Origin of the sequence: uncultured Pseudosulfitobacter sp. (genome assembly GCF_963976325.1) — a bacterium.
Lineage (GTDB): Bacteria > Pseudomonadota > Alphaproteobacteria > Rhodobacterales > Rhodobacteraceae > Pseudosulfitobacter.
The window spans coordinates 873,692-895,454 of sequence record NZ_CAXBJW010000001.1; the positions used below are offsets into that span (position 1 = coordinate 873,692).

The window sequence follows — 21,763 nt, forward strand, 5'->3', positions numbered from 1 at the left end:
ATATCAGCCTTCTCGGATTGAGGATTGGATAGGGTAAGCAGACAGGAACCGCGCCCGCAGGATCAACACCCACAGGACCACAGCCAGCCCCTGATGCAGGATCGCCACCTGCCACGGTGCGCCATACAGCACCGTGGTGATGCCAAGGGCAATCTGCAAAGCCAGCGCGGCAAAAACGGCGTTGAACGCAAACCGCGTGCGCCGGTGCGCGCTGCGCCGTCCGCGCAGCCACACGACCACGCCAAAGGCGGCCAGCAGATAGCCCACGATGCGGTGAATGAACTGCACCAGACCGGGGCTTTCAAAGATGTTGCGCCACATCGGCTCTACGGGAAACGCATTGGGCGGGAACCATTGCCCCCCCATCATCGGCCAGTCGGTATAGCTGCGCCCCGCATCAATGCCCGCCACCAGCGCGCCGATCAGGATTTGCAGGAACGCGAAATGCAACAGCCCGGTGGACAGGCCAAACAGCTTGGCCTCTTTGCTGCGGCGGGCCTGCATCAGATCCCGCTCGGTGCGGCCCAACTGTAATATGTACCACGTCAGCACACCCAGAATGATGAACGCCAGCCCCAGATGGGTGGCCAGCCGGTAGCTGGCAACGCTGGTCGCCCCCTCGCCCTGCGTCACACCGCTGGACACCATCCACCAACCGATCGCGCCCTGCGCGCCGCCCAGCAGACCGACAAACAACAGCTTGCGGTTCCAGCCCACAGGCACCTGACGGCGCACCGCGAAGTAGGCAAAGCCCAAGGCCCAGACCAGCCCGATCACACGACCAAGCTGGCGATGGCCCCATTCCCACCAGTAGATCGCCTTGAAATCCGACAGCTCCATCCACTGGTTCATGATGCGGAACTGGTCAATCGCCTGATATTTGGCGAACTCTTCTTCCCAATGCGCTTGCGTCAGCGGCGGCATAGCACCGGTGAACGGCTTCCATTCGGTGATCGACAAACCGCTGTCGGTCAACCGCGTCAGCCCGCCCACGGCAATCATCACAAACACCAGCGCGAACAGGATCATCAGCCAGATCCGAATGCCGCGCCGCGCACCACCGCGCCCGCGATCAATCACGCCCGCAACGGGGGCGTTCCGCGCCGCCGCTTCGGGGCTTGCGACCTCTTCGAAAATATTGCGTTTGCCGCCGGTGGGTTTGCCGCTCATGATCTGGTCCTCGTCTTTGTCGGGCAACCTAGGGCCACGCCGCACGATGGTCCAGAACCATCAGTCGCGCTTTTGCGCCCATCGGACCATCTGCCGCATCACGCCGTGGAACATCTGCACATCGGCGCGGGTCAGCGGCATCCGGCTCCACATATTGCGCAGGTTGGTGCGCATGCTGGCCGACTTGTGTTCGGGAAAGAAAAACCCCGCCGTGTCCAGCGCGTCCTCGTAATGCACGGCCAGATGTTCCACCTCGACGCCTTGCGCCCAGTCGGTGCCTGCCATCTCGTCGCTGCGGTGCACAACCTCGCCGCTGGCGCGCATCCATTCGTAGCCCACCAACAGCACGCATTGCGCCAGGTTGAGCGAGGCGAATTTCGGGTTCACCGGCACCGAGATGATGGCATTGGCCCGCGCAATGTCCTCGTTCTCCAACCCTGCGCGTTCGGGGCCGAACATCACCGCAACCTTCTGGCCATCCGCAATACGGGCCGCCGCGTCACGCATCGCCGCTTCGGGCGACAGCACCGGCTTGGTCAGGTCACGCGCGCGCGCCGTGGTGGCATAGACATAGGTACAGTCCTGCACCGCATCCGGCAGATCGGGCGACAACTGCGCCTCGTCCAGCAAACGCCCCGCCCCCGATGCCAGCGCCACAGCCGATTGGTTGGGCCAGCCATCGCGCGGGGCGACAATGCGCATCCGGTCCAGACCAAAGTTCCACATCGCCCGCGCGGCGGACCCGATGTTTTCGCCCATCTGCGGGCGCACCAGCACAAAGAAAGGAATATCGCTCATGCCGCCCCCATACACAGCCCCGTGCTTGTGGAAAAGCCCCCCAACGCACGCAGGCTGTTGTTTCCTTTCCCTGCGCGATCCGCTATCTGCGCTGCCAGTGACGACAAAGGATCAACCGATCATGGCCGAGACCGAGCAGCAGCCGCAACTTTACCTAATCACCCCGCCCGAGCTGGAACTGTCGCAGTTTCCCGACACGCTGGCGCGGGTGCTGGACGCCCATGCCATCGCCTGTGTGCGGCTGGCGCTGGACACCCGCGACGAAGACCGCCTGTCACGCGCCGCCGATGCGCTGCGCGCGGTGACAGATGCGCGTGATGTCGCACTGGTGGTCACCGACAACGTACCGCTGGCCGAACGGCTGGGTCTGGACGGTGTGCACCTGACCATTCCCGGATCGGTGCGCGATGCCCGCAAGGTGCTGGGCCCCGATGCCATCGTCGGCGCCTTCTGCGGCGGCTCGCGCCACGACGGGCTGTCGGCGGGCGAAGCGGGGGCCGATTACATCGCCTTTGGTCCGGTACAGGGCAAGGACGCCGACGACGACAGCGCCGCCGAGGCGGAGCTGTTCCAGTGGTGGTCCGAGGTCATCGAAATCCCGGTGATCGCCGAGGGCAACCTGGACCGCGCGCAAATCGCGGCCCTTGCCCCCTACACCGACTTTTTCGGCATCGGCATGGAAACCTGGGGTCAGGACGATCCTGCCGCCGCCCTGACGGCCCTGTTGGCCGATATGTAAACGCCGGGTGGCGGGTGTTACAGAAACACCCGCTCGACCACCCACCACGCGCCGATCAGCGCGATCAACAGCGACCCTGTGATCGAGATGGCGCGGAACATCACATCCCGCTCCTGCACGAATATCTCGTCGCCATCCAGCTCGACCGCGCGCGCCGCCGAAACCGACAGCGCCACAAGGATCGCCGCCAGCGCCACAACGGTAAGCTGTCCCACCTCGACGCCCACGTTGAAGCCCAGCAACGCCGGAATGAACTGATCCGCAGGCAGGCCAAATTCGCCCAGCACCGAGGCAAACCCAAGCCCGTGCAACAACCCGAACCCGAAGATCACAAAGGGCCGCCACGGCGAAAGCTTGCGCCAGAATATGTTTTCAACAGCGACATAGACGATGCTGGCGGCAATCAACGGCTCGACGATGCTGCCCGGAATGCTGACGATCCCCAGCGCCCCCAGCGCCAGCGTGACCGTATGCGCCACGGTGAAGGCACTGATTTGCAGCAACAATGGCCGCCACGCGGTGCTCAGCAGGAACAGCCCCAGCACGAACAGGATATGATCCAGCCCCTGCGGCAGGATGTGATCGAAGCCGACAGGAATATAGCCCGCAAAGGTGCCCCAACCGGTCAGCGCACCGCCACCCGACAGCGCAATCGCACCGCTGTCCGCGCCACTTTCCACGTAGCCGGTGAACGGATCATCGACGCCCTGCTGGCGCAGCACCAGCGACCCCTGCCCCTTGGGCCAGGCCACCACAACCTCGGACGCGCCGACGGGCAGTTGCCCCACCAGCGTCACCAACGACTGGCGCGGCGCGGCGGGATCGGGTGCTTCGGCCACCTCGAACCCTTGCAAGACCAGCGGCACCGCTTCACCATCCGCGCGCAGCATCGGCAGGGCGTTCCACTTCTGGACCAGCCCTGTCATCTGCGCTTCAATCTCGTCCACGGGCCGCGCGCGCAGGGCGTCGTAATCCTCGGCCTGCGCCGCCTCGTCCGTGTCGCTGACCGCGTCCATGTCGATGCCGGCCAGAAACGCCTCGACGTTGGCGCGCATCTGAATGGTGACGGTGCCACCCTCATCGCTCAGGTCGGCAATGGTTGGCAAAATCTCGTGCGCGTTCGCCGCTGACGCAACCGTCAACAGCCACAGGGTTGACATTGCTGCAATACGGCGCAGCTTGCTCGTTAACTTAACCAAAGGTTTTATCATGCGTCTGTCCCGGTTTTTATGTGTCGCCGCCGTGTTGTGCAGCCCCGTGTTGGCGGCCAATGGGGTCCTTGCCCACGAGTCTTGGCTGGAACCGCAACAGTATCAAGTCGAAACTGGCGGTGACCTGACCGCAGACCTGAAGAACGGTCAGAAATTTACGGGTTCGACGCTGGCCTATTTCAAAAGCAACATCATACGCTTTGACATGATCATGAGCGACACACTGGTGCCGGTCGAGGGGCGTCTGGGCAATATCCCGGCGCTGGCCACCACCGCGCCCGCCGTGGATGGGTTGCTGGTGCTGGTCTATCAATCGACGCCCTCGTCGCTGAAATATAGCGAATGGCAAAAATTCATGGACTTCGCCGCGCACAAGGATTTCAAAACCGCCGAGGCCGACCACACCGCCGCAGGCTGGCCCCAACAGGATTTCCGCGAGGTCTATACCCGCTACATCAAATCGCTGGTCGGTGTCGGCAACGGCGAAGGCGCGGATGTGGTCACCGGCATGGAGACCGAATTCGTCGCCCTGACCAACCCCTATTCCGCCACCTTCGACGGCACGATGCAGGTGCAGGTTCTGTATCAGGCCCAGCCGCGCGCCGATGCGCAGGTCGAGATTTTCCACCGTGATCCAAAGGGCGAGGTCGTGGTGACCACCACCCGCACCGACGATCAGGGTGTCGCCAGCATTCCCGTCACTCCGGGCAGCGAATACCTGCTGGATGCCGTGGTGCTGCGCCCCTACGCGGGGGACAAGGATGCGCTGTGGGAAACGCTGTGGGCCGCGCTGACGTTCAAGGTGCCCGAGTAGCGCCGAAACGCTTGCATCACAGACCGCTTCCAGCCATGAAGCGCGGATGAAAAAGACAGCAGACATATTGTGCATCGGATCGGTCCTGTGGGACGTGATCGGGCGGTCGGCCTCGGTCATGCGACAGGGATCGGACGTGCCTGGGCGCATCACCCGCCTGCCCGGTGGCGTGGCGATGAACATCGCGATGACGCTGGCGCGCTTTGGCCTGACGCCCGCGCTGCTGACCGCCATTGGCCGCGACGCCGAGGGTGACGAGCTGATGGCCGCCTGCGCCGCGCGCGGCATGATCACCGACACGATCTATCGCTCGGACGACCTGCCGACCGACCGTTACATGGCCGTCGAAGGGGCAAACGGGCTGATCGCAGCCATCGCAGACGCCCATTCGCTCGAGGCCGCAGGCGCCAAGATCCTGCGCCCGCTGACCGATGGCACCCTGCCCGCGCCATACAGCGGACTGGTCGCACTGGATGGCAACCTGACACTGGACCTGCTGGCCGAGATCGCCACCGGCGACGCATTGGCTCAGGCCGATCTGCGCGTCGCCCCCGCCTCGCCCGGCAAGGCCGAGCGGCTGACGCCGTTCCTGAACAACCGCCGTGGCACGCTCTATGTAAACTGCGAAGAGGCAGGATTGCTGTGTCAGACCACCTTTGCCACCGCCCCCGACGCCGCCGCCGCCCTGCTGAAACGGGGCGCGGCCCGCGTTCTGGTCACCAACGGCGGCCATGATGCCGCCGAAGGCGACGCCACGGGCGGCGTCATCCATGCCACACCGCCGCAAGTTCTGGTCACCCGCGTGACCGGCGCCGGCGACACTTTCATGGCCGCCCACATCGCCGCCGAGGCGCGCGGCGCAGACCGCCACGCGGCCCTTGCGCAAGCCTTGGAAGCGGCCGCCATCTACGTCTCAGGAGACACCCCCAATTGACCCATTCCTACGCCCGCTCGACCGAAGTCGCCAACGCCCAGGCCAGCGGATCGCCCGTTGTCGCACTGGAAAGCACGATCATCACCCACGGCATGCCCTATCCGCAAAACCTTGAGGTTGCCCGCCAGGTCGAGGAAGACGTGCGCGCCGCCGGGGCCACCCCTGCCACGATGGCCGTGATCGCGGGCCGCCTGCACGTGGGCCTGACCGACGCACAACTGGAAGCTTTGGCGCAGGCCAAGGATGTCGACAAGATCAGCCGCGCCGACATGGCCGTGTGCATGGCCAAGGGCCGCACGGGGGCGACCACCGTCGCCGCCACCATGATCGCGGCCCGTCTGGCCAACATCAGCGTCTTTGCCACGGGTGGCATTGGAGGCGTGCACATGGGCGCGGATCAGACCTTTGACATCTCGGCCGACCTGATGGAACTGGCGCAAACCGCCGTGACCGTCGTGGCCGCCGGTCCCAAGGCGATCCTCGACATCCCCAAAACGCTGGAAGTGCTGGAAACCCAAGGTGTGCCCGTTATCGCCTACGGGCAAAGCGCCCTGCCCGCCTTCTGGTCGCGCAGCGCCGGTTTTGACGCGCCCCTGCGCATGGACACCGCCGCCGAAATTGCCGCCGCCCACAAGATGCGCGCGCGACTGGCCCTGCCCGGCGGTCAACTGGTCGCCAACCCGATCCCGGAAAGCGACGAGATCGCGCCCCAGGTGCTGGCCCCGATCATCGCCCAGGCCCAGTCCGAGGCCGACGCCCAAGGCATCAGCGCCAAGGCCGTCACGCCTTTCATGCTGCAACGCATCTTCGAGCTGACCGAAGGCCGGTCGCTGACCGCCAATATTGCACTTGTGCGCAATAATGCACGGCTGGCCGCACAGATTGCAGTCGAAATGACCAAACTGGCGCAATAGTCGTTGATCCAATGGGCCAACCGGTGTTGAAGGTCGCAGCAAAACCCCTATTTTCAAATAGTCTGCCGCAGGATCGTAGAATCCACCTTTTTCCGGGAATCTGATGAACACACCTTTTGACGAGGAACCACGCCGCAAGGGCAGCCTGCTTGGGCGTTTGCGCGCGTCGTTCCTGACCGGACTTGTGGTGATTGCACCTGTCGGTCTGACCATCTGGCTGATCTGGACGGTTGTCGGCTGGATCGACGGCATGGTGCTGCCTTTTGTCCCGCGCGCCTATCACCCCGACCGGATGATCCAGGATTTCTTTGGTCTGGCGCGCGACTCGCAGATCAACGTGCGCGGCATCGGTGTGATCATCTTTCTGGTGTTCACCATCATCGTCGGCTGGATGGCCAAGGGTCTGATCGGGCGCTCTGTCCTGCGCTTTGGCGAAAGTCTTGTGGAACGCACGCCGGTGGTGCGGTCGATCTATTCGGGGATCAAACAGATTTCCGAAACCGTCTTTGCCCAGTCCGAACGCAGCTTTGAAAAGGCCTGTCTGGTGGAATATCCCCGCCGTGGCATCTGGGCCATCGGCTTTGTCTCGACCACCGCCAAGGGCGAGATCACGCGCCACGCAGGCAACCAGAACGGGCTGATGTCCGTGTTTTTGCCGACCACGCCAAACCCGACCTCGGGGTTCTTGCTGTTCGTGCCCGCCGAAGAAGTGATCGAGCTGGATATGAGCGTGGAAGATGCCGCGAAACTGGTGATCTCGGCGGGGCTGGTCTATCCGAATTCCAAGGACCCCAGCCTGCCGCCGGAATAAGGCGCTCAGCTGTACATCGCCCGCATGTCGATGCTGGACCGCTGGTTCAGATCGTCGAAATGCTGCGACAGAAACGTATCCGCAGCCGCCCGCCCGGCCTGCTTGAGCTTGCCCAGAACATAGCCGTTGGGCACGGTTTTCGTGGCCACCGACAGATCGTTCATCAGATCATCATCGGCAATCATATGCATGTGCACCCGCGCCATACGCTCCTCGGGAATGGTGCCGTCGTCCAGCAAACGCTGCACAAGTGCGATCGCCCGCATCTCGCGCAGCAGCGACGAATTAAAGCTGATTTCGTTGATCCGGTTCTGGATCTGCTGCGGGGTATAAGGCACGTCCTCGCGTTCCAGCGGGTTGATGTTGATCACCACGATGTCCGGCGGCAGGTCGCGCTCAAAAAACGGGAACAGCGCCGGATTGCCGGTATAGCCACCGTCCCAGAACGCCTCGGTCCGGCCCGTCTGGCTGTCGAACAGCTCGACCGCCTGAAACAGCGTCGGCAAACAGGCCGAGGCCATGATGACATCGGCGTTCACCTCGTCGGCGCGGAACACCCGCAACTTGCCGTTGCGCACGCGCGTGGCGTTCACAAAAAACGCAGGGCCATCGTCAGCGCACACCTTGTCGTAGTTGAACGCAGCGACAATCGACGTCAGCGGATTGGTGTAAAACGGACCTATCGCGTAGGGTGACAACCCATGGCTGATCGCCTCGCCCATCAGGTAGAACGGGTTCATCTCCATCGCCTGACTGACACTGCGCACGCCCAGCGGGGCCATCCAGCTTTCCGCCTCGATCCCTTGCAGGCCTGCAACCTCATGCCACAGCGCATCCAGCGCAGCGCGCGCGCCCTCGGCGCCGCCGGTGACCATACCGGATTTCAACGCCGCCCCGTTCAGCGCCCCGGCAGAGGTGCCGGAAATGGCCGCGATTTCGATCCGGTCGTCTTCCAGAATGCGGTCCAGCGCACCCCAGGTGAACGCGCCGTGCGCGCCGCCGCCTTGCAGGGCCAGGTTGATGCGTTTGCGTGTCATGTCAGGGCCTTTCTGTCCGCCGCAGGCTGCGGGAGCCTCCGGCGGGAATTTATTGGCAAGATGAAATCGGCGGCCCCGCGTTAAAGCGCTGTCCAGCCGCCATCGACGCTGATGGTGGTGCCGGTGATCTGGGCCGCCGCATCCGAACACAGGAACACCGCGGTGCCGCCCAGTTGTTCGGTGGTGGCGAATTCCTTGCTGGGCTGGCGCGTCAGCATGACGTTCTGGATCACTTCCTCGCGGGTCATGTTGTATTCCTTCATCGTGTCGGGAATCTGCTTTTCCACGATGGGGGTCAGCACATAACCCGGGCAAATCGCGTTGGCCGTGATCGGATCGGTCGCGGTTTCCAGCGCCACTGTTTTCGTCAGCCCGACAATGCCATGTTTCGCCGCGACATAGGCGGATTTATAAGGCGACGCAGTCAGCCCGTGGGCCGAGGCGATGTTGATGATCCGCCCCCAACCGCGTTCGCGCATCCCCGTCACGGCCACCGCGCTGGTGTGAAAGGCCGAGCTGAGGTTGATCGCAATGATCGCGTTCCACTTGTCGATCGGAAAATCCTGGATCGCCGCGACATGCTGGATGCCCGCGTTGTTCACCAGAATGTCGCAACCGCCCGCAGCCACAACCAGACGGCGACAATCCTCGGGTTTGGACATATCGGCCTGAATGTACGTCACATCGACCCCAAGGCTGCGCGACAGCTCAGCGGCCAGATCGTGATCTTCGTCAGAATCGGTAAAGCTGTTGAGAACCAGATTGGCCCCCGCCTTGCCCATTTCCTTGGCAATGCCCAACCCGATGCCCGAGTTCGATCCGGTGATAACGGCGGTCTTGCCGGACAGGTCGTGTGTGATGGCCATGAGAATGCTCCTTCGCGGTTTGCGTGCTACGGCAACCTTGCCATGCTGCATCTGCAAAAGGAACGGCAAAGCGCGTGTGGCGGTTCCCACGGCGGGCCGCTGCCGTCAGGGCAAAAAAAAAACGCCAGCACGAAGCTGGCGTTAAGTTATTGAGGCAGGTTTCATACAGGCAAGAAACCTATCGAGCAGTAAGGTCTTTATAAGCAATCTAAGGCCGAGGGCCAAGCTAAAAGTTTGAAATCACCTGAAAGCCCAGATACCGCTGGGTCTAGCAAAACAAGGGCAGAAGGGAATTGTTGCCAAAATGGGCCTCAATATTTTCCAAACCAAACTTCGCAAATGCGTCATCGCGGCACTGATTCTGGGGGCCACCGTGGCCGAATCCCAGCCCACGCATGGCATAGCTATGTATGGCGATCCCGCCCTGCCACCCGATTTTGTGTCGCTCCCTTATGTGAACGCCGACGCCCCGCGCGGCGGGTCCATCGTTCTGGGCAACACGGGGGGCTTTGATTCCCTCAATCCCTTCGTGCGAAAAGGCAACGCGCCGTGGCAATTGTCGACCTTCACGCACGAAAGTTTGATGGGGCGCACTCTGGACGAGCCCTTCACTTTGTACGGTCTGCTGGCCGAATCGGTCGAGGTTTCGGACGACCGGTCCGAAGTACGATTCGTCCTGCGCCCCGAGGCCGCGTTTTCAGACGGCACACCCGTTACGGTTGAGGACGTGATCTGGAGCTACGAAACTCTCGGCACCGAAGGGCACCCGCGCTACCACGGGCTGTGGGCGCAAATCACATCGATCACTCAGGACGGGCCGCGCGCGGTCAAGATGACGTTTGAACCGGGCAACCGCGAACTGGCCCTGCTGGCCGGCATGCGCCCGATCCTCAGCAAGGCACAGTGGGAGGGCCGCAATTTCGCCAATGCGCCGCTGGCCGACGTGCCCCTGGGCAGCGGTCCCTATGTGGTGTCCGGCTACGAGGGCGGGCGCTACGTGCAACTGACCCGCAACCCCGACTATTGGGGCGCCGATGTGCCGGTGCGGCGCGGGACCAACAATTTTGACAAGATCCGCATTGATTTCTATGGCGACAGCACCGTCCTGCTGGAGGGGTTCAAAGCCGGCGAGATTTCCGCGATCCGTGAATTCAACGCCGAAAGCTGGACCTCGCAATACGATTTCCCCCGCGCGCTGAACGGCGACGTGGTCAAGACCGAGATCCCCCACGGCAAGCCGTCGGGCATGACCGGGCTGGCCATGAACACCCGCCGCGCGCCCTTTGACGACTGGCGCGTGCGCTCGGCGCTGATCCATGCGTTCAACTTTGAATATATCAACGACACTCTGACGGGGGGCGCACAGCCGCGCATCACCTCGTATTTCTCGAACTCGGTCCTGTCGATGCAGGACGGACCCGCCGCAGCGGATGTGGAGGCCCTGCTGGCCCCCTTTGCCGCCGATCTGCCGCCGGGCACGCTTGACGGCTACGCCCTGCCCGTCTCGGACGGCAGTGCGCGCAACCGTCAGGGGCTGCGCGCGGCCACCAACCTGCTGCAACAGGCCGGTTTCTCAGCCGAAGGCGGCACCCTGCGCGGCCCGGATGGCACGCCGTTCACCTTCGACATTCTCCTGCCCAAGGGCAGCACCGAAAACATCGCCATCGCCGACATCTACGTGGGCGCACTGGCGCGGCTGGGCATCACCGCACGGATCGAAACCGTGGACGATGCGCAATTCCTGGCCCGCACCAACAGCTTTGATTTCGACATGACCTTTTTCCGCCGCGCCCTGTCGCTGTCTCCGGGCAACGAACAGCGCTATTACTGGGGCAGCGACGCCGCCACCGCCGAAGGGTCGCGCAACCTGCCGGGCATCCACAACCCTGCGGTGGATGCGATGATCGACACCATGCTGGAAGCCAAGGAACAGGACCAGTTCATCGCCGCCACCCGCGCGCTGGACCGGGTGCTGACGGCGGGGGCCTATGTGATCCCCTTCTGGCAATATTCCGAAGGACGCATTGCCCACGTCAAGGAAATGAAGCACCCTGAGGTCATCCCGATCTATGGCGACGGGCCGAATTACATGCCCGAAGTCTGGTGGTGGGAACAATAATGTCACGAAACTTTTACAAATGACCCGTAACCGCAGCCTCATGAATATTCTCGTCCTGTGCACCGGCAACTCGGCCCGGTCGATCCTGTTGGAACATATCCTGAATGACGCAGGCATTGGCCGCGTCCGTGCCTTTTCGGCAGGGTCGCAGCCGACCGGTCAGGTGCATCCGCAATCGCTGAACCTGCTGGACGCGATGGAGATCGACACCTCCGACGCGCGCTCCAAAAGCTGGGACGAATTCGCCGCCGATGATGCGCCGATCATGGATATGGTGATCACGGTTTGCGGGTCCGCTGCAAATGAAACCTGCCCGATGTGGCCCGGCGCGCCGGTGCGTGCGCATTGGGGCGTCGAAGACCCCGCTGCGGCACCTCAGGCCGCGCAGGAAGCGGCGTTTCAGGACACCTTCGAGATATTGAACCGGCGCACGCAAGCGTTGCTGGACCACCCGTTTGAAACCATGGACGCGGGCGAGCTGGACGCGCTTTTGAAACGGATCGGCACCCTGCAATGATGCGCAAGCTGCTGGCCGAGGGGCTGGGCACCGCCCTGTTGCTGGTCGGCGTTGTCGGCTCTGGCATCATGGGGCAGACGCTGGCGGACGGAAACACTGCCATTGCGCTGCTGGCCAATGCGATTGCTACGGGCTGTATGCTGTATGTGATCATCACCACGCTGGGGCCGATCTCGGGCGCACATTTCAATCCGGCGGTGACGCTGGCCTTTTGGCTGCGGGGCGAGATTACGACGCGCCCCGCCTTGGGCTATGTCGCGGTGCAGATCGTCGGTGGCATATTGGGCGTCTGGGCCACCCATGCCATGTTCGATCTGTCGATCTTCCAAGCCTCGACCACGATGCACCGCACAGGCATCGCGCAATGGTGGTCCGAGGCGGTCGCAACCTTCGGCCTGTTGTTCGTGATCTTTGGCGGCTTGAAATCACGCCCCGACGCGGTGCCGACGCTGGTGGCGCTGTACATCACGGGGGCCTATTGGTTCACCGCATCCACCAGCTTTGCCAACCCCGCGGTGAGCATCGCACGCGGATTTTCCGACACCTTCGCGGGCATCTACCCCGGACACATCGCGGCCTTTATCGTGGTGCAACTGATCACTGTGCCGCTGGCGCACCTGATCCTGACACGGCTGTTCCGCGACTAAAGGGCCGGCCCTGGAGTTCTGCCCTCACGCCAGCGACGTCACCCACAGGATCATCGCATCCTCGGGGCTGGTGCTGACCACGTTGTGGCCCATGGTGGCATCATAATAGGCGCTGTCGCCCCGCCGCATCTCGATCGGTTCGTAGAATTCCGTGTACAGGGTGATGACCCCCGTCAGCACATACAGAAACTCTTCGCCGTCGTGGCGCACCCAGCCGTCGAATTCGTCCATGCTGCGGGCGCGCACACGGGCGCGGTACGGCAGCATCTGTTTCTTCACCAGCGTTTCGGCCAGCAGTTCGTGTTCATAGGTGGCCGTCGCCTGATGGTTGCCCTGCCCGTCCTTGGTCACCGACATGCGGCCATTCACCCGTTCGGCCTGTGGCGGGGTGAACAGTTGCGGCACCGAAATCTCCAGACCGACAGCCAGCTTTTTCAGCGCGTCATAGGTGGGCGACATCTGACCGTTTTCGATCTTGGACAGGGTCGACCGCGCAATCCCCGCCTGTTTCGCCGCCTGCTCCAGCGTCCAGTCGCGCGCCTTGCGCAGATCACGCACCCGCGCGCCCAGATCCAGCGGCTGGGCGGGCATATCCTCGCCGCTGGTGCGGGCGATTTCGATCAGCGATCTGGGCGTTTGTCCGGTCATGCCGGTGTCTATAAGCTGCGGCCCTGCACCTTGCAACGGCGCGGCGGTCGGTCTACCGATTTGCCATGCTGTCCGTCTTTGCCCAAGGGGTTCATCCCCGCTGCCCCGCTCCGTTCAATATGGCCGACCACGTCTTGCGTGCGGGGGCTGCCTGCCCTGACCAGCTTGCGCTGCAAATCCTGCATGGCGACCAGACCGAGGACTGGACCTATGCCGCCCTGATCGCCGCCGTGCGCGGCACGGCCACGGGGCTGTTGCAACACGCCCAGGCGGGCCAGATGGTCCTGATGCGGCTGGGCAATACCGTGGATTTCCCCATTGCCTATCTGGGGGCCATCTGGGCCGGACTGGTGCCTATCCCGACCTCGGCGGCGCTGACCGACGCCGAGGTCGCGGCCATCCTGAACGAGCTGCCGGTTGCCACGATCCTGCGCGATCCGGCGGTCGCCTGCCCCGACGATGCGCGCTGCATCCCGCTGGACGCGCTGCAAGCGATGCGCGGGCTGGCACCGGCGGATGCGGCGATGGGCGATCCCGACCGGCTGGCCTATGTCATCTATACCTCTGGCACTTCCGGCAAACCGCGTGCCGTCGCCCACGCGCACCGGGCGATCTGGGCGCGTGGCATGATGCATCAGGGCTGGTACGGGCTGCGCGCCGATGACCGCCTGTGCCACGCAGGCGCGTTCAACTGGACCTATACGCTGGGAACTGGCCTTATGGACCCGTGGACGCTGGGCGCCACCGCGCTGATCCCGGCACCGGGCACGCCCGCCTCTGACTTGCCCGACCTGCTGGCCCGCCACCGCGCCACCATCTTTGCCGCAGCCCCCGGCGTTTACCGCCAGATGCTGAAAGGGCGCGACACGCTGCCCCTGCCCGCCCTGCGCCACGGGTTAAGCGCGGGCGAAAAACTGCCCGACCGCATCCGCGACGCGTGGACCGTGGCCACCGGCACGCCGGTCTACGAGGCTTACGGCATGTCCGAATGCTCCACCTTCATCTCGGCCAGCCCGACCAACCCCGCCACGGGCGGCGCGTCCGGCAGGCCGCAACCGGGCCGCCACATCGCCATCGTCGATGACACCGGCACGCCGCAACCCATCGGCCAGCCGGGCATCATCGCCGTCCACCGAAGCGACCCCGGCCTGATGCTGGAATACATCGGCGCGCCGGACGAAACCGCGCAAAAATTCGCAAACGACTGGTTCCTGACCGGAGACGAGGCGCAGATGAGCGCCGATTTCCAGATCACCTATCTGGGCCGCGCCGATGACATGATGAACGCAGGCGGCTACCGCGTGTCACCCATCGAGGTCGAACAGGCGCTGCTGTCCCACGACGGCATCACCGCCGTCGCCGCCACCGATGTGCTGGTCAAGGCCGACACCCGCGTGATCGCCGCCTTTTACACCGGCCCCGACCCATTGGACGAGGACGCGCTGAAATCATGGGCCGAACCGCGTCTGGCCCAATACAAACGCCCGCGTCTCTATGTACACGTCAACGCCCTGCCCACGGGTGCCAACAACAAGATCCTCCGCCGCCAGTTGCGCGCGGACCATGACGCAGGCCAATGAGCGCGGGGGGTGCATCCGCCCCCAAACCCCGCTATGTGAGCCCAAACAACCAAGGTGACCCCGATGCCCGCAGCCGCCATCAAGCTTGATATCATGTCCGACCCGATCTGCCCGTGGTGCTATATCGGCAAAACCTATCTGGACCGTGCGCTGGAACAAAATTCCGACCACCCGTTCCAGATCGAATGGCATCCCTTCCAGCTGAACCCCGACATGCCGCCCGAAGGCATGGACCGCCGCGCCTATCTCGAGGCCAAGTTCGGCGGCAAGGACGGCGCGGTCAAAGCCTATGCGCCCGTGGTTGAACACGCACAAAAGGCCGGACTGAAAATCGACTTCGAGGCGATGAAGCGCACGCCCAACACCCTGAACGCCCACCGGCTGATCCATTGGGCCGGCATCGAAGGCCGCCAGACCGCCGCCGTGTCGTCCCTGTTCAAGGCCTATTTCGTCGAAGGCCGCGACATTGGCGACATCGACACACTGTCCGACATTGCCGACGGGATCGAACTGGACGCTGCCGTGATCCGCCGCTTGCTGGACTCCGACGCCGACCAACAGCAGATCATCGACCGCGACGCGCACAGCCGCAAAATGGGCATCACATCGGTCCCCACATTCATCGTTGCAGGCAAACACGCCGTGCCCGGCGCGCAGCCGCCCGAACTGTGGTCAAAAGTCATCGCAGAGCTGAACGAACAAGAAAGCAACAGCTAGGGCCTGTTGCCTGCCTTATTTTTAACAAAATTGTAGCAAATCCAGCGAACCTGCCGTATCCTGTTGGGAACGAGGGGCAAAAGTCCCCGTTTCTAATAATAAAAATAACCTATTGAGCGGGTGACATGGCAGAACAACAGGTATCGCCCTCAGAGGCGCGCAGCCTGCGCATATCCGAAATCCGGATGATGGCGATGGCAGAAATTGCAACAAAATCCACAGGCATGGACCATTGGGCCTATTACGTTGAACTCAACGAGTTGAAACGCCGCCCGCTGTCCATTGAATGGCTCGAAGCCGTCGTCATGCTGGCCGTCATCGGCCGCATCCGCCCCGCCCGCGTGTTCGGCTGGATGAACAAACTGCGCGAAAAGCGTGAAAAACTTGGGCAAATGGACGACTTTGCCAGCTTTGACACCCGGCTGCGCAGCTATCTTTACCCCGAAACGCTGACCAACCACGGATACGACCGCCAGACCTTTGCCGATCTGGACCACGACAGTGTCTGGAGCCATGTCGAAAGCCACCTTAGCGCGTTGCGCGATGAAGGCTACGAGGTGTTCCTGAACTCGGGGACACTTCTGGGCGTGGTCCGCGATGAAAAGCTGATCGAACATGACGACGACATCGACCTTGCCGTGATCCTGAAAGCAGGCACCGAGGAAGAGGCCGCGCAGGAATGGCGCGACCTCAAGGGCCGTCTGCAAGAGTTGGCATTGTTTGACGAGGACAACCACACACAGGCCGCGATCTATAAACTGACCCCCGCAGGCCAGACCCAGATCGACCTGTTCCCGGCATGGGTGCAGAACGGCAAGGTGTTTGTCTATCCGCACACCCACGGCGAACTGGCCTTGGAAGACGTGCTGCCGCTGCGCAAATGCGCCGTCACCGGCAACGCCCTGCCCGCCGCGCCCGAGAAGATGCTGACGCTGAACTATGGCACCGGGTGGGACACACCCGATCCGCTGTTCAAATTCCCTTGGGCCGCTGCGAACGACCGCTTTGCCCCTTTCCTGAAAAGGCTGGCGAAATGATCCGACCCGCGACCACCGTCCTGACTTATGGCACGTTTGATCTGTTCCACCACGGCCACGTCCGCCTGTTGCAACGCCTGTCGCAACTGGGCGACGAGCTGATCGTTGGGTGTTCGACCGATGAATTCAACGCGGTCAAAGGCAAACGCTGCGTGATGCCCTATGGCCAGCGCCGCGAGATACTGGAAGCCTGCCGTTACGTGGCCCGTGTGATTCCCGAAGAAAGCTGGGCGCAAAAGCGGTCGGACATCGTGAATTACAACGTGTCGATCTTTGCCATGGGCGACGACTGGGCCGGTCATTTTGACGATCTGGGCGACCTGACGCGGGTGATGTACCTGCCACGCACCCAGGACGTGTCCACAACCGAGCTGAAAGAGCGCATTCAACAGCGGGCCGGCGCCCGCTGACCCGGCGCCTGCGTCTTTGACCTGACCATGTTGTGATCCTGTAAATGCTGGGTTAAACCCCTGCGTGTATGACGCCGTTGCGCGCCACTTCCAGGAGCCAACTGCCCGTGTCCACACAAAAACCTTCGCCGATCGGCCGTGTCGAATTCATCGCTTTGATGGGCATGATGTTCGCCACGATTGCCTTTTCCATTGATGCGATGCTGCCCGCCCTGCCCCAGATCGCCGACGACCTGACGGACGGCGACGCGGCACAGGCGGCGCTGATCCTGTCGGTGTTCCTGATGGGCATGGGGCTGGGCACGTTTTTCACCGGCCCCCTGTCCGATGCGCTGGGGCGCAAGCCGGTGGTTTATGCCGGTGCGGCGCTTTACATCGTCTCGGCCGCTGTGGGTTGGTACGAAGACAGCTTTGTGCCGGTGCTGATCGCGCGGTTCTTTCAGGGGCTGGGGGCGGCCGGTCCGCGCGTTGTGGCGCTGGCGATCATCCGCGATCTGTATGCGGGGCGTGGCATGGCGCGGATCATGTCCATCGTGATGATGATCTTTACGCTGGTGCCCGCCTTTGCCCCCGCCATGGGGGCGGTGATCATGGGCTTTACCGGCTGGCGCGGCATTTTCGGAGCCTTCGTTCTGTTCTCGATCATCTCGGTGGGCTGGCTTGGCTTGCGCCTGCCCGAAACCCTGCCCCGCGCAGACCGCCGCCCGCTGCGTTTCCGCCTGATGCGCGACGCGGTGATCGAGATGTTCCGCCACCCCACTGTGCGCCTGTCGATCATCGTGCAGACCCTGATCGTGGCCATGCTGTTCAGCACGCTGATGCTGATCCAGCCGATCTATGCCGATGTCTACGGACGCGGCGACAGCTTTCCGTTCTGGTTCGGGCTTGTGGCGCTGGTGTCGGGGCTGGCCAGCCTGACCAACGCGCTGGTGGTGGTCCGGCTGGGGATGCGGCGGCTGGTCACCTGGGCGCTGGCCACACAGGTCGTTCTGGCGGGGGCGATGCTGGTGCTGACAACCGCGCATCTGCCGGGCGAATTCTATCTGTTCCTGCTGTGGCAGCTTTCACTGTTCTGCACCGCCAGCTTTGCCATCGGCAACCTGAACGCCATTGCGATGGACCCGATGGGCCATATCGCAGGCATGGCGGCATCGGTGATTGGCGCGTTTTCCACATTGGCCGCCGCCGCCATCGCATCGCCTGTGGCGCTGTTCTATGACGGAACCGCGCGCCCCCTGGCCGTTGCCGCCCTGCTGTTCGTGGCGGTGGGCTATGTGCTGATGCTGTGGATGGGCCGGATCGAACGGGCCGAGGCGCAGGCCTAAGCCTTTGCCTTGGTCTTTTTCTTCTCGGCCACAACCTTTTCCGCCAGATCACGGGCAATCGCAAAGGCGCCCTTGATCTTGTCCGCGTCGGATTTCCAGTCGCGGCGCACCACGATCTTGTTGTCCTTGACCTTGGCCAGCCCGCGCTGGTCCTGAATAAAGGTGACCAAGCCCGCAGGCGACGCGAACTTGTCGTTGTGGAACTGGATCACGGCCCCCTTTGGCCCGCCGTCCAGCTTGGCAATGCCCGCACGCTTGCACATCGCCTTGATACGCACCACCAGCATCAGCGTGTTGACCTCGCGCGGCAGCGTGCCGAACCGGTCGATCAGCTCGGCGGCAAAGCCTTCCAGCTCGACCTTGGTGCTCAGACCGCTGAGACGACGGTACAGGCCCAGACGCACGTCCAGATCCGGTACATAATCCTCGGGAATAAGTACAGGAACGCCCAGATTGATCTGCGGCGCCCATTGCTCGTCGGCCTCGCTCAGACCTTCCAGCTCCCCGGCCTTGATCTTGGCAATCGCCTCTTCCAGCATCGACTGGTACAGCTCAAACCCCACGTCCCGCATCTGGCCGGACTGTTCCTCGCCCAGCAGGTTGCCGGCACCACGAATGTCCAGATCCTGACTGGCCAGCGTGAACCCCGCGCCCAGCGTATCCAGGCTGCCCAACACCCGCAGGCGTTTCTCGGCCACCGCCGTCAGCTTGGCGCGCGGTTTGGTCGTAAGGTACGCATAGGCGCGGGTTTTCGACCGCCCCACCCGTCCACGTATCTGGTACAACTGCGCCAGCCCGAACATATCGGCGCGGTGCACCACCATCGTGTTGGCGGTGGGAATATCCAGACCGGATTCGACAATCGTGGTGGCCAGCAGAATGTCGAATTTGCCGTCATAGAATGCGTTCATCCGGTCATCCAGCTCGCCCGCCGCCATCTGGCCATGTGCGACGACATAGGTCAGCTCGGGCAATTGCGCCTTCAGGAACTCCTCGATTTCCGGCAGGTCCGACAGGCGCGGCACCACATAGAACGACTGCCCGCCGCGATAATGTTCGCGCAGCAACGCCTCGCGCACGGTCACCGCGTCAAACTCGCTGACATAGGTGCGGATCGCCAGACGGTCGACAGGCGGCGTGCCGATGATCGACAAATCACGCACCCCCGTCAGCGACAGTTGCAGCGTGCGCGGGATCGGCGTGGCGGTCAGGGTCAGCACATGCACGTCCGACCGCATCTGTTTCAGCCGTTCCTTGTGACCGACGCCAAAGTGTTGTTCTTCATCAATAATCAGCAGGCCCAGATCCTTGAACCGCGTGTTCTTGGCCAGCAACGCATGGGTGCCGATCACAATATCCGCCGTGCCGCGCGACATCGCCTCGCGGGTGTCGGACGCTTCCTTGGTGCTGACAAACCGGCTGAGCGTGCGCACCTCGATGGGGAAACCACGGAACCGTTCCGAGAAGCTTTTGTAGTGCTGCCGCGCCAGCAGGGTCGTGGGTGCGATCACCGCCACCTGCACCCCTGCCATCGCCGCGACAAAGGCCGCCCGCATCGCCACCTCGGTCTTGCCAAAGCCCACGTCGCCCACCACCAGCCGGTCCATCGGCGCACCGCTGGTCAGGTCCTGGATCACGTCCCCGATGGCCTTGAGCTGATCGTCGGTTTCCTCGTAAGGGAACCGCGCGCTGAACGCGTCCCACATGCCGGGGGGGGGCTCAAGCACCGGCGCGCGGCGCAGGGCGCGTTCGGCGGCGATACGGATCAGCTTGTCGGCCATCTCGCGAATGCGCTCTTTCAGCTTTGCCTTTTTCGACTGCCACGCGCCGCCGCCCAGACGGTCCAGCAGACCCTCGTCATGGCCGTATTTCGACAGCAATTCGATGTTCTCGACCGGCAGATACAGCTTTGAATTCTCGGCATATTCCAGCAGCAGACATTCGTGCGCGGCCCCGGCGGCGGTGATCACCTCCATGCCGTGATAACGGCCAATGCCGTGGTCCACGTGCACGATCAGATCGCCCGGTGTCAGGCTGGTGGCCTCGGTCAGGAAATTGTCGGCACGACGCTTGCGCTTGGGTTGGCGGATCAGCCGGTCGCCCAGCACGTCCTGTTCCGAAATCACCGTCAGATGCTTGCCGTCCACCGGCCCTTCGAACCCGTGTTCCAGCGCCCAGACAACCAGATGCAAGCCACGCTTGCCGATGCGCGTGCCGTCGGTGATGGGTATGGTCTCGGCCAGCCCTTCATCCTCGATCAGCCCGCTTAGCCGTTCCCGCGCACCGGCGGAATAGCTGGCAACCACCACGGGGCCATCCGCAAGCTTTGCCTTAATATGCGCGGCCAAAGCACCGAAAAGGCTGATGTTTTCCTGTTGCCGCTCGGGCGAGAAATTGCGCCCGATGCGCCCGCCTGCGTCCACCACGCCGGGGCCGGTGGACTGTGCCAGTGCCCGAAACTGCACCACGCGACGGCCCGAAACAGCGGCCTCCCACGCGGCATCGTCCAGATACAGACCCTGCGGCGGCGCGGGTTTATAGACCGAATCCATCTTGGACCGGTTCAGCATCGCCAGCCTGCGCGTCTCGTATTGATCGACAATCGTGTCCCAGCGCGCCAGCCGCGTCGGTGTGACCTGATCGTCCAGCGTGATCGCGGCATCGGGCAGGTAATCAAACAGCGTCTCAAGATGATCGTGGAAAAACGACAGCCAGTGTTCCGCGCCCTGATGCTTGCGCCCTGCGCTGATCGCCTCGTACAGCGGATCGTCGGTGCCCGCCGCGCCAAACTCCAGCCGGTAGTTCTGGCGAAACCGCGTCACCGCCGCCTCGTCCAGTATCACTTCGGAGACCGGGGCCAGTTCGATCAAGTCCAGCTTTTCGGTGGTGCGCTGCGTCGCCGGATCAAACCGGCGCGCGCCGTCCAGCACATCGCCGAACAGGTCCAACCGCACCGGCCCCAGATCGCCGGGCGGGTAAATGTCGATGATACCGCCGCGCACGGCGTAATCGCCGGGTTCCGTCACCGTGGGCGATTGCACGAACCCCATGCGCACCAGAAACCCGCGCAACGCCGCATCGTCAATCCGGTCACCGACCCGCGCGGCAAAAGCAGCCTCGCGCAGGACCGACCGCGCGGGCAGCTTTTGCGTGGCGGCGTTCAACGTGGTCAACAGCACGAACGTCTTGGGCATCCCATGCGCAAGTGCCGCCAGCGTCGCCATCCGCTGCGCCGAAATATCGGCATTGGGCGACACCCGGTCATAGGGCAGACAATCCCAAGCGGGGAACTCGATCACCGGCACATCTGGGGCAAAAAACCGCAGCGCATCGCGCATGGCAACCAGCCGCTTGTCATCGCGCGCCACATGGCACACGGGCACGCCGCGCGCCAGTTCCGTCAGAATGCGGGTGGCGTCGAACCCTTCGGGCGCGCCGGATACGGTGATATGTGCAGGATCAGTCATTT

General features: G+C 63.3%; 20 protein-coding genes. 13 read left to right on the plus strand and 7 right to left on the minus strand.

From position 1 onward, the window contains the following. Positions 1-3 precede the first annotated feature (3 nt). Positions 4-1,170, minus strand: coding sequence for a heme A synthase (gene ctaA / locus AAC077_RS04330; RefSeq protein WP_339766875.1), 1,167 nt, complete (start codon positions 1,168-1,170; stop codon positions 4-6). Positions 1,171-1,230: 60 nt separating this feature from the next. Beyond that, positions 1,231-1,968 (minus strand): RNA methyltransferase, encoded by a 738-nt coding sequence (locus tag AAC077_RS04335; RefSeq protein ID WP_339766877.1) that lies wholly within the window; start codon positions 1,966-1,968, stop codon positions 1,231-1,233. Positions 1,969-2,089: 121 nt separating this feature from the next. Between AAC077_RS04335 and AAC077_RS04340 the strand changes: the two genes are divergently transcribed. Next, positions 2,090-2,707: a thiamine phosphate synthase gene (locus tag AAC077_RS04340; protein WP_339766879.1), complete on the plus strand. Its 618-nt coding sequence runs from the start codon at positions 2,090-2,092 to the stop codon at positions 2,705-2,707. 17 nt (positions 2,708-2,724) lie between these two features. Here AAC077_RS04340 and AAC077_RS04345 read toward each other — a convergent pair whose 3' ends face one another. After that, positions 2,725-3,867 (minus strand): HupE/UreJ family protein, encoded by a 1,143-nt coding sequence (locus tag AAC077_RS04345; protein ID WP_339766881.1) that lies wholly within the window; start codon positions 3,865-3,867, stop codon positions 2,725-2,727. A 49-nt stretch (positions 3,868-3,916) separates the two neighbouring features. Between AAC077_RS04345 and AAC077_RS04350 the strand changes: the two genes are divergently transcribed. The 4 genes from AAC077_RS04350 to AAC077_RS04365 all read left to right on the plus strand — a co-directional run bounded on the left by AAC077_RS04350 (position 3,917) and on the right by AAC077_RS04365 (position 7,391). Next, positions 3,917-4,732 carry a DUF4198 domain-containing protein gene (locus AAC077_RS04350; protein WP_339766882.1) on the plus strand — a complete coding sequence of 272 codons (816 nt, stop codon included), beginning with the start codon at positions 3,917-3,919 and terminating at the stop codon, positions 4,730-4,732. Positions 4,733-4,778: 46 nt separating this feature from the next. Further along, positions 4,779-5,666, plus strand: a complete 888-nt coding sequence (locus AAC077_RS04355) for a PfkB family carbohydrate kinase (RefSeq protein ID WP_339766884.1) — start codon at positions 4,779-4,781, stop codon at positions 5,664-5,666. Continuing rightward, a complete protein-coding gene (locus AAC077_RS04360; RefSeq protein ID WP_339766886.1) occupies positions 5,663-6,580 on the plus strand; it encodes a pseudouridine-5'-phosphate glycosidase in 918 nt (305 codons plus the stop codon). Before AAC077_RS04355 ends, AAC077_RS04360 begins: the two co-directional genes overlap by 4 nt. Positions 6,581-6,683: 103 nt before the next feature. After that, positions 6,684-7,391 carry a DUF502 domain-containing protein gene (locus tag AAC077_RS04365; RefSeq protein ID WP_339766887.1) on the plus strand — a complete coding sequence of 236 codons (708 nt, stop codon included), beginning with the start codon at positions 6,684-6,686 and terminating at the stop codon, positions 7,389-7,391. A gap of 5 nt (positions 7,392-7,396) precedes the next feature. Here the strand turns inward: AAC077_RS04365 and AAC077_RS04370 are convergent, their stop codons facing one another. Together AAC077_RS04370 and AAC077_RS04375 are read right to left on the minus strand one after the other, a co-directional pair. Next, on the minus strand, positions 7,397-8,428 hold the full coding sequence (locus AAC077_RS04370) for a patatin-like phospholipase family protein (protein WP_339766888.1): 1,032 nt from the start codon (positions 8,426-8,428) through the stop codon (positions 7,397-7,399). An 80-nt stretch (positions 8,429-8,508) separates the two neighbouring features. Continuing rightward, entirely contained in the window at positions 8,509-9,294 is a 786-nt protein-coding gene (locus AAC077_RS04375) for a 3-hydroxybutyrate dehydrogenase (RefSeq protein ID WP_339766890.1), read from the minus strand. A 406-nt stretch (positions 9,295-9,700) separates the two neighbouring features. Here AAC077_RS04375 and AAC077_RS04380 point away from each other — a divergent pair, with 406 nt between their 5' ends. Genes AAC077_RS04380 through AAC077_RS04390 form a run of 3 tightly spaced genes read left to right on the plus strand, consistent with a single transcriptional unit; the run spans position 9,701 to position 12,577 of the window. Continuing rightward, on the plus strand, positions 9,701-11,413 hold the full coding sequence (locus AAC077_RS04380; RefSeq protein ID WP_339767952.1) for an extracellular solute-binding protein: 1,713 nt from the start codon (positions 9,701-9,703) through the stop codon (positions 11,411-11,413). Between the two features lie 40 nt (positions 11,414-11,453). Further along, the gene (locus AAC077_RS04385; RefSeq protein ID WP_339766892.1) at positions 11,454-11,930 is read left to right on the plus strand and encodes an arsenate reductase ArsC; all 477 of its coding nucleotides are present in this window, start codon (positions 11,454-11,456) and stop codon (positions 11,928-11,930) included. Then, positions 11,927-12,577, plus strand: coding sequence for an MIP/aquaporin family protein (locus AAC077_RS04390; protein WP_339766894.1), 651 nt, complete (start codon positions 11,927-11,929; stop codon positions 12,575-12,577). The genes AAC077_RS04385 and AAC077_RS04390 overlap by 4 nt, the downstream gene beginning before the upstream one ends. Before the next feature lie 24 nt (positions 12,578-12,601). Here the strand turns inward: AAC077_RS04390 and AAC077_RS04395 are convergent, their stop codons facing one another. Continuing rightward, entirely contained in the window at positions 12,602-13,225 is a 624-nt protein-coding gene (locus tag AAC077_RS04395) for an XRE family transcriptional regulator (protein WP_339766896.1), read from the minus strand. A 65-nt stretch (positions 13,226-13,290) separates the two neighbouring features. On the opposite strand from AAC077_RS04395, the gene AAC077_RS04400 reads away from it, so the two are divergent. From AAC077_RS04400 to AAC077_RS04420, 5 genes are all read left to right on the plus strand, one after another. Further along, on the plus strand, positions 13,291-14,805 hold the full coding sequence (locus tag AAC077_RS04400; RefSeq protein WP_339766897.1) for a class I adenylate-forming enzyme family protein: 1,515 nt from the start codon (positions 13,291-13,293) through the stop codon (positions 14,803-14,805). Between the two features lie 63 nt (positions 14,806-14,868). After that, positions 14,869-15,522: a DsbA family oxidoreductase gene (locus tag AAC077_RS04405; RefSeq protein ID WP_339766898.1), complete on the plus strand. Its 654-nt coding sequence runs from the start codon at positions 14,869-14,871 to the stop codon at positions 15,520-15,522. Positions 15,523-15,647: 125 nt separating this feature from the next. Further along, on the plus strand, positions 15,648-16,559 hold the full coding sequence (locus AAC077_RS04410) for a hypothetical protein (RefSeq protein WP_339766900.1): 912 nt from the start codon (positions 15,648-15,650) through the stop codon (positions 16,557-16,559). Then, on the plus strand, positions 16,556-16,969 hold the full coding sequence (locus tag AAC077_RS04415) for an adenylyltransferase/cytidyltransferase family protein (RefSeq protein WP_339766902.1): 414 nt from the start codon (positions 16,556-16,558) through the stop codon (positions 16,967-16,969). The genes AAC077_RS04410 and AAC077_RS04415 overlap by 4 nt, the downstream gene beginning before the upstream one ends. Before the next feature lie 131 nt (positions 16,970-17,100). After that, entirely contained in the window at positions 17,101-18,294 is a 1,194-nt protein-coding gene (locus tag AAC077_RS04420; protein ID WP_339767954.1) for a multidrug effflux MFS transporter, read from the plus strand. On the opposite strand, the gene mfd is transcribed toward AAC077_RS04420, so the two are convergent. Continuing rightward, positions 18,291-21,761 carry a transcription-repair coupling factor gene (gene mfd / locus AAC077_RS04425; protein ID WP_339766904.1) on the minus strand — a complete coding sequence of 1,157 codons (3,471 nt, stop codon included), beginning with the start codon at positions 21,759-21,761 and terminating at the stop codon, positions 18,291-18,293. The two genes, AAC077_RS04420 and mfd, sit on opposite strands and share 4 nt — an antisense overlap. Positions 21,762-21,763: the final 2 nt, after the last annotated feature.

Coding starts and splice junctions, on each gene's coding strand:
- ctaA (WP_339766875.1), bottom strand. CDS start 1,170: ATGAGCGGCAAACCCACCGGCGGCAAACGCAATATTTTCGAAGAGGTC.
- AAC077_RS04335 (WP_339766877.1), bottom strand. CDS start 1,968: ATGAGCGATATTCCTTTCTTTGTGCTGGTGCGCCCGCAGATGGGCGAA.
- AAC077_RS04340 (WP_339766879.1), top strand. CDS start 2,090: ATGGCCGAGACCGAGCAGCAGCCGCAACTTTACCTAATCACCCCGCCC.
- AAC077_RS04345 (WP_339766881.1), bottom strand. CDS start 3,867: ATGTCAACCCTGTGGCTGTTGACGGTTGCGTCAGCGGCGAACGCGCAC.
- AAC077_RS04350 (WP_339766882.1), top strand. CDS start 3,917: ATGCGTCTGTCCCGGTTTTTATGTGTCGCCGCCGTGTTGTGCAGCCCC.
- AAC077_RS04355 (WP_339766884.1), top strand. CDS start 4,779: ATGAAAAAGACAGCAGACATATTGTGCATCGGATCGGTCCTGTGGGAC.
- AAC077_RS04365 (WP_339766887.1), top strand. CDS start 6,684: ATGAACACACCTTTTGACGAGGAACCACGCCGCAAGGGCAGCCTGCTT.
- AAC077_RS04370 (WP_339766888.1), bottom strand. CDS start 8,428: ATGACACGCAAACGCATCAACCTGGCCCTGCAAGGCGGCGGCGCGCAC.
- AAC077_RS04375 (WP_339766890.1), bottom strand. CDS start 9,294: ATGGCCATCACACACGACCTGTCCGGCAAGACCGCCGTTATCACCGGA.
- AAC077_RS04380 (WP_339767952.1), top strand. CDS start 9,701: ATGTATGGCGATCCCGCCCTGCCACCCGATTTTGTGTCGCTCCCTTAT.
- AAC077_RS04385 (WP_339766892.1), top strand. CDS start 11,454: ATGAATATTCTCGTCCTGTGCACCGGCAACTCGGCCCGGTCGATCCTG.
- AAC077_RS04390 (WP_339766894.1), top strand. CDS start 11,927: ATGATGCGCAAGCTGCTGGCCGAGGGGCTGGGCACCGCCCTGTTGCTG.
- AAC077_RS04395 (WP_339766896.1), bottom strand. CDS start 13,225: ATGACCGGACAAACGCCCAGATCGCTGATCGAAATCGCCCGCACCAGC.
- AAC077_RS04400 (WP_339766897.1), top strand. CDS start 13,291: ATGCTGTCCGTCTTTGCCCAAGGGGTTCATCCCCGCTGCCCCGCTCCG.
- AAC077_RS04405 (WP_339766898.1), top strand. CDS start 14,869: ATGCCCGCAGCCGCCATCAAGCTTGATATCATGTCCGACCCGATCTGC.
- AAC077_RS04410 (WP_339766900.1), top strand. CDS start 15,648: ATGGCAGAACAACAGGTATCGCCCTCAGAGGCGCGCAGCCTGCGCATA.
- AAC077_RS04415 (WP_339766902.1), top strand. CDS start 16,556: ATGATCCGACCCGCGACCACCGTCCTGACTTATGGCACGTTTGATCTG.
- mfd (WP_339766904.1), bottom strand. CDS start 21,761: ATGACTGATCCTGCACATATCACCGTATCCGGCGCGCCCGAAGGGTTC.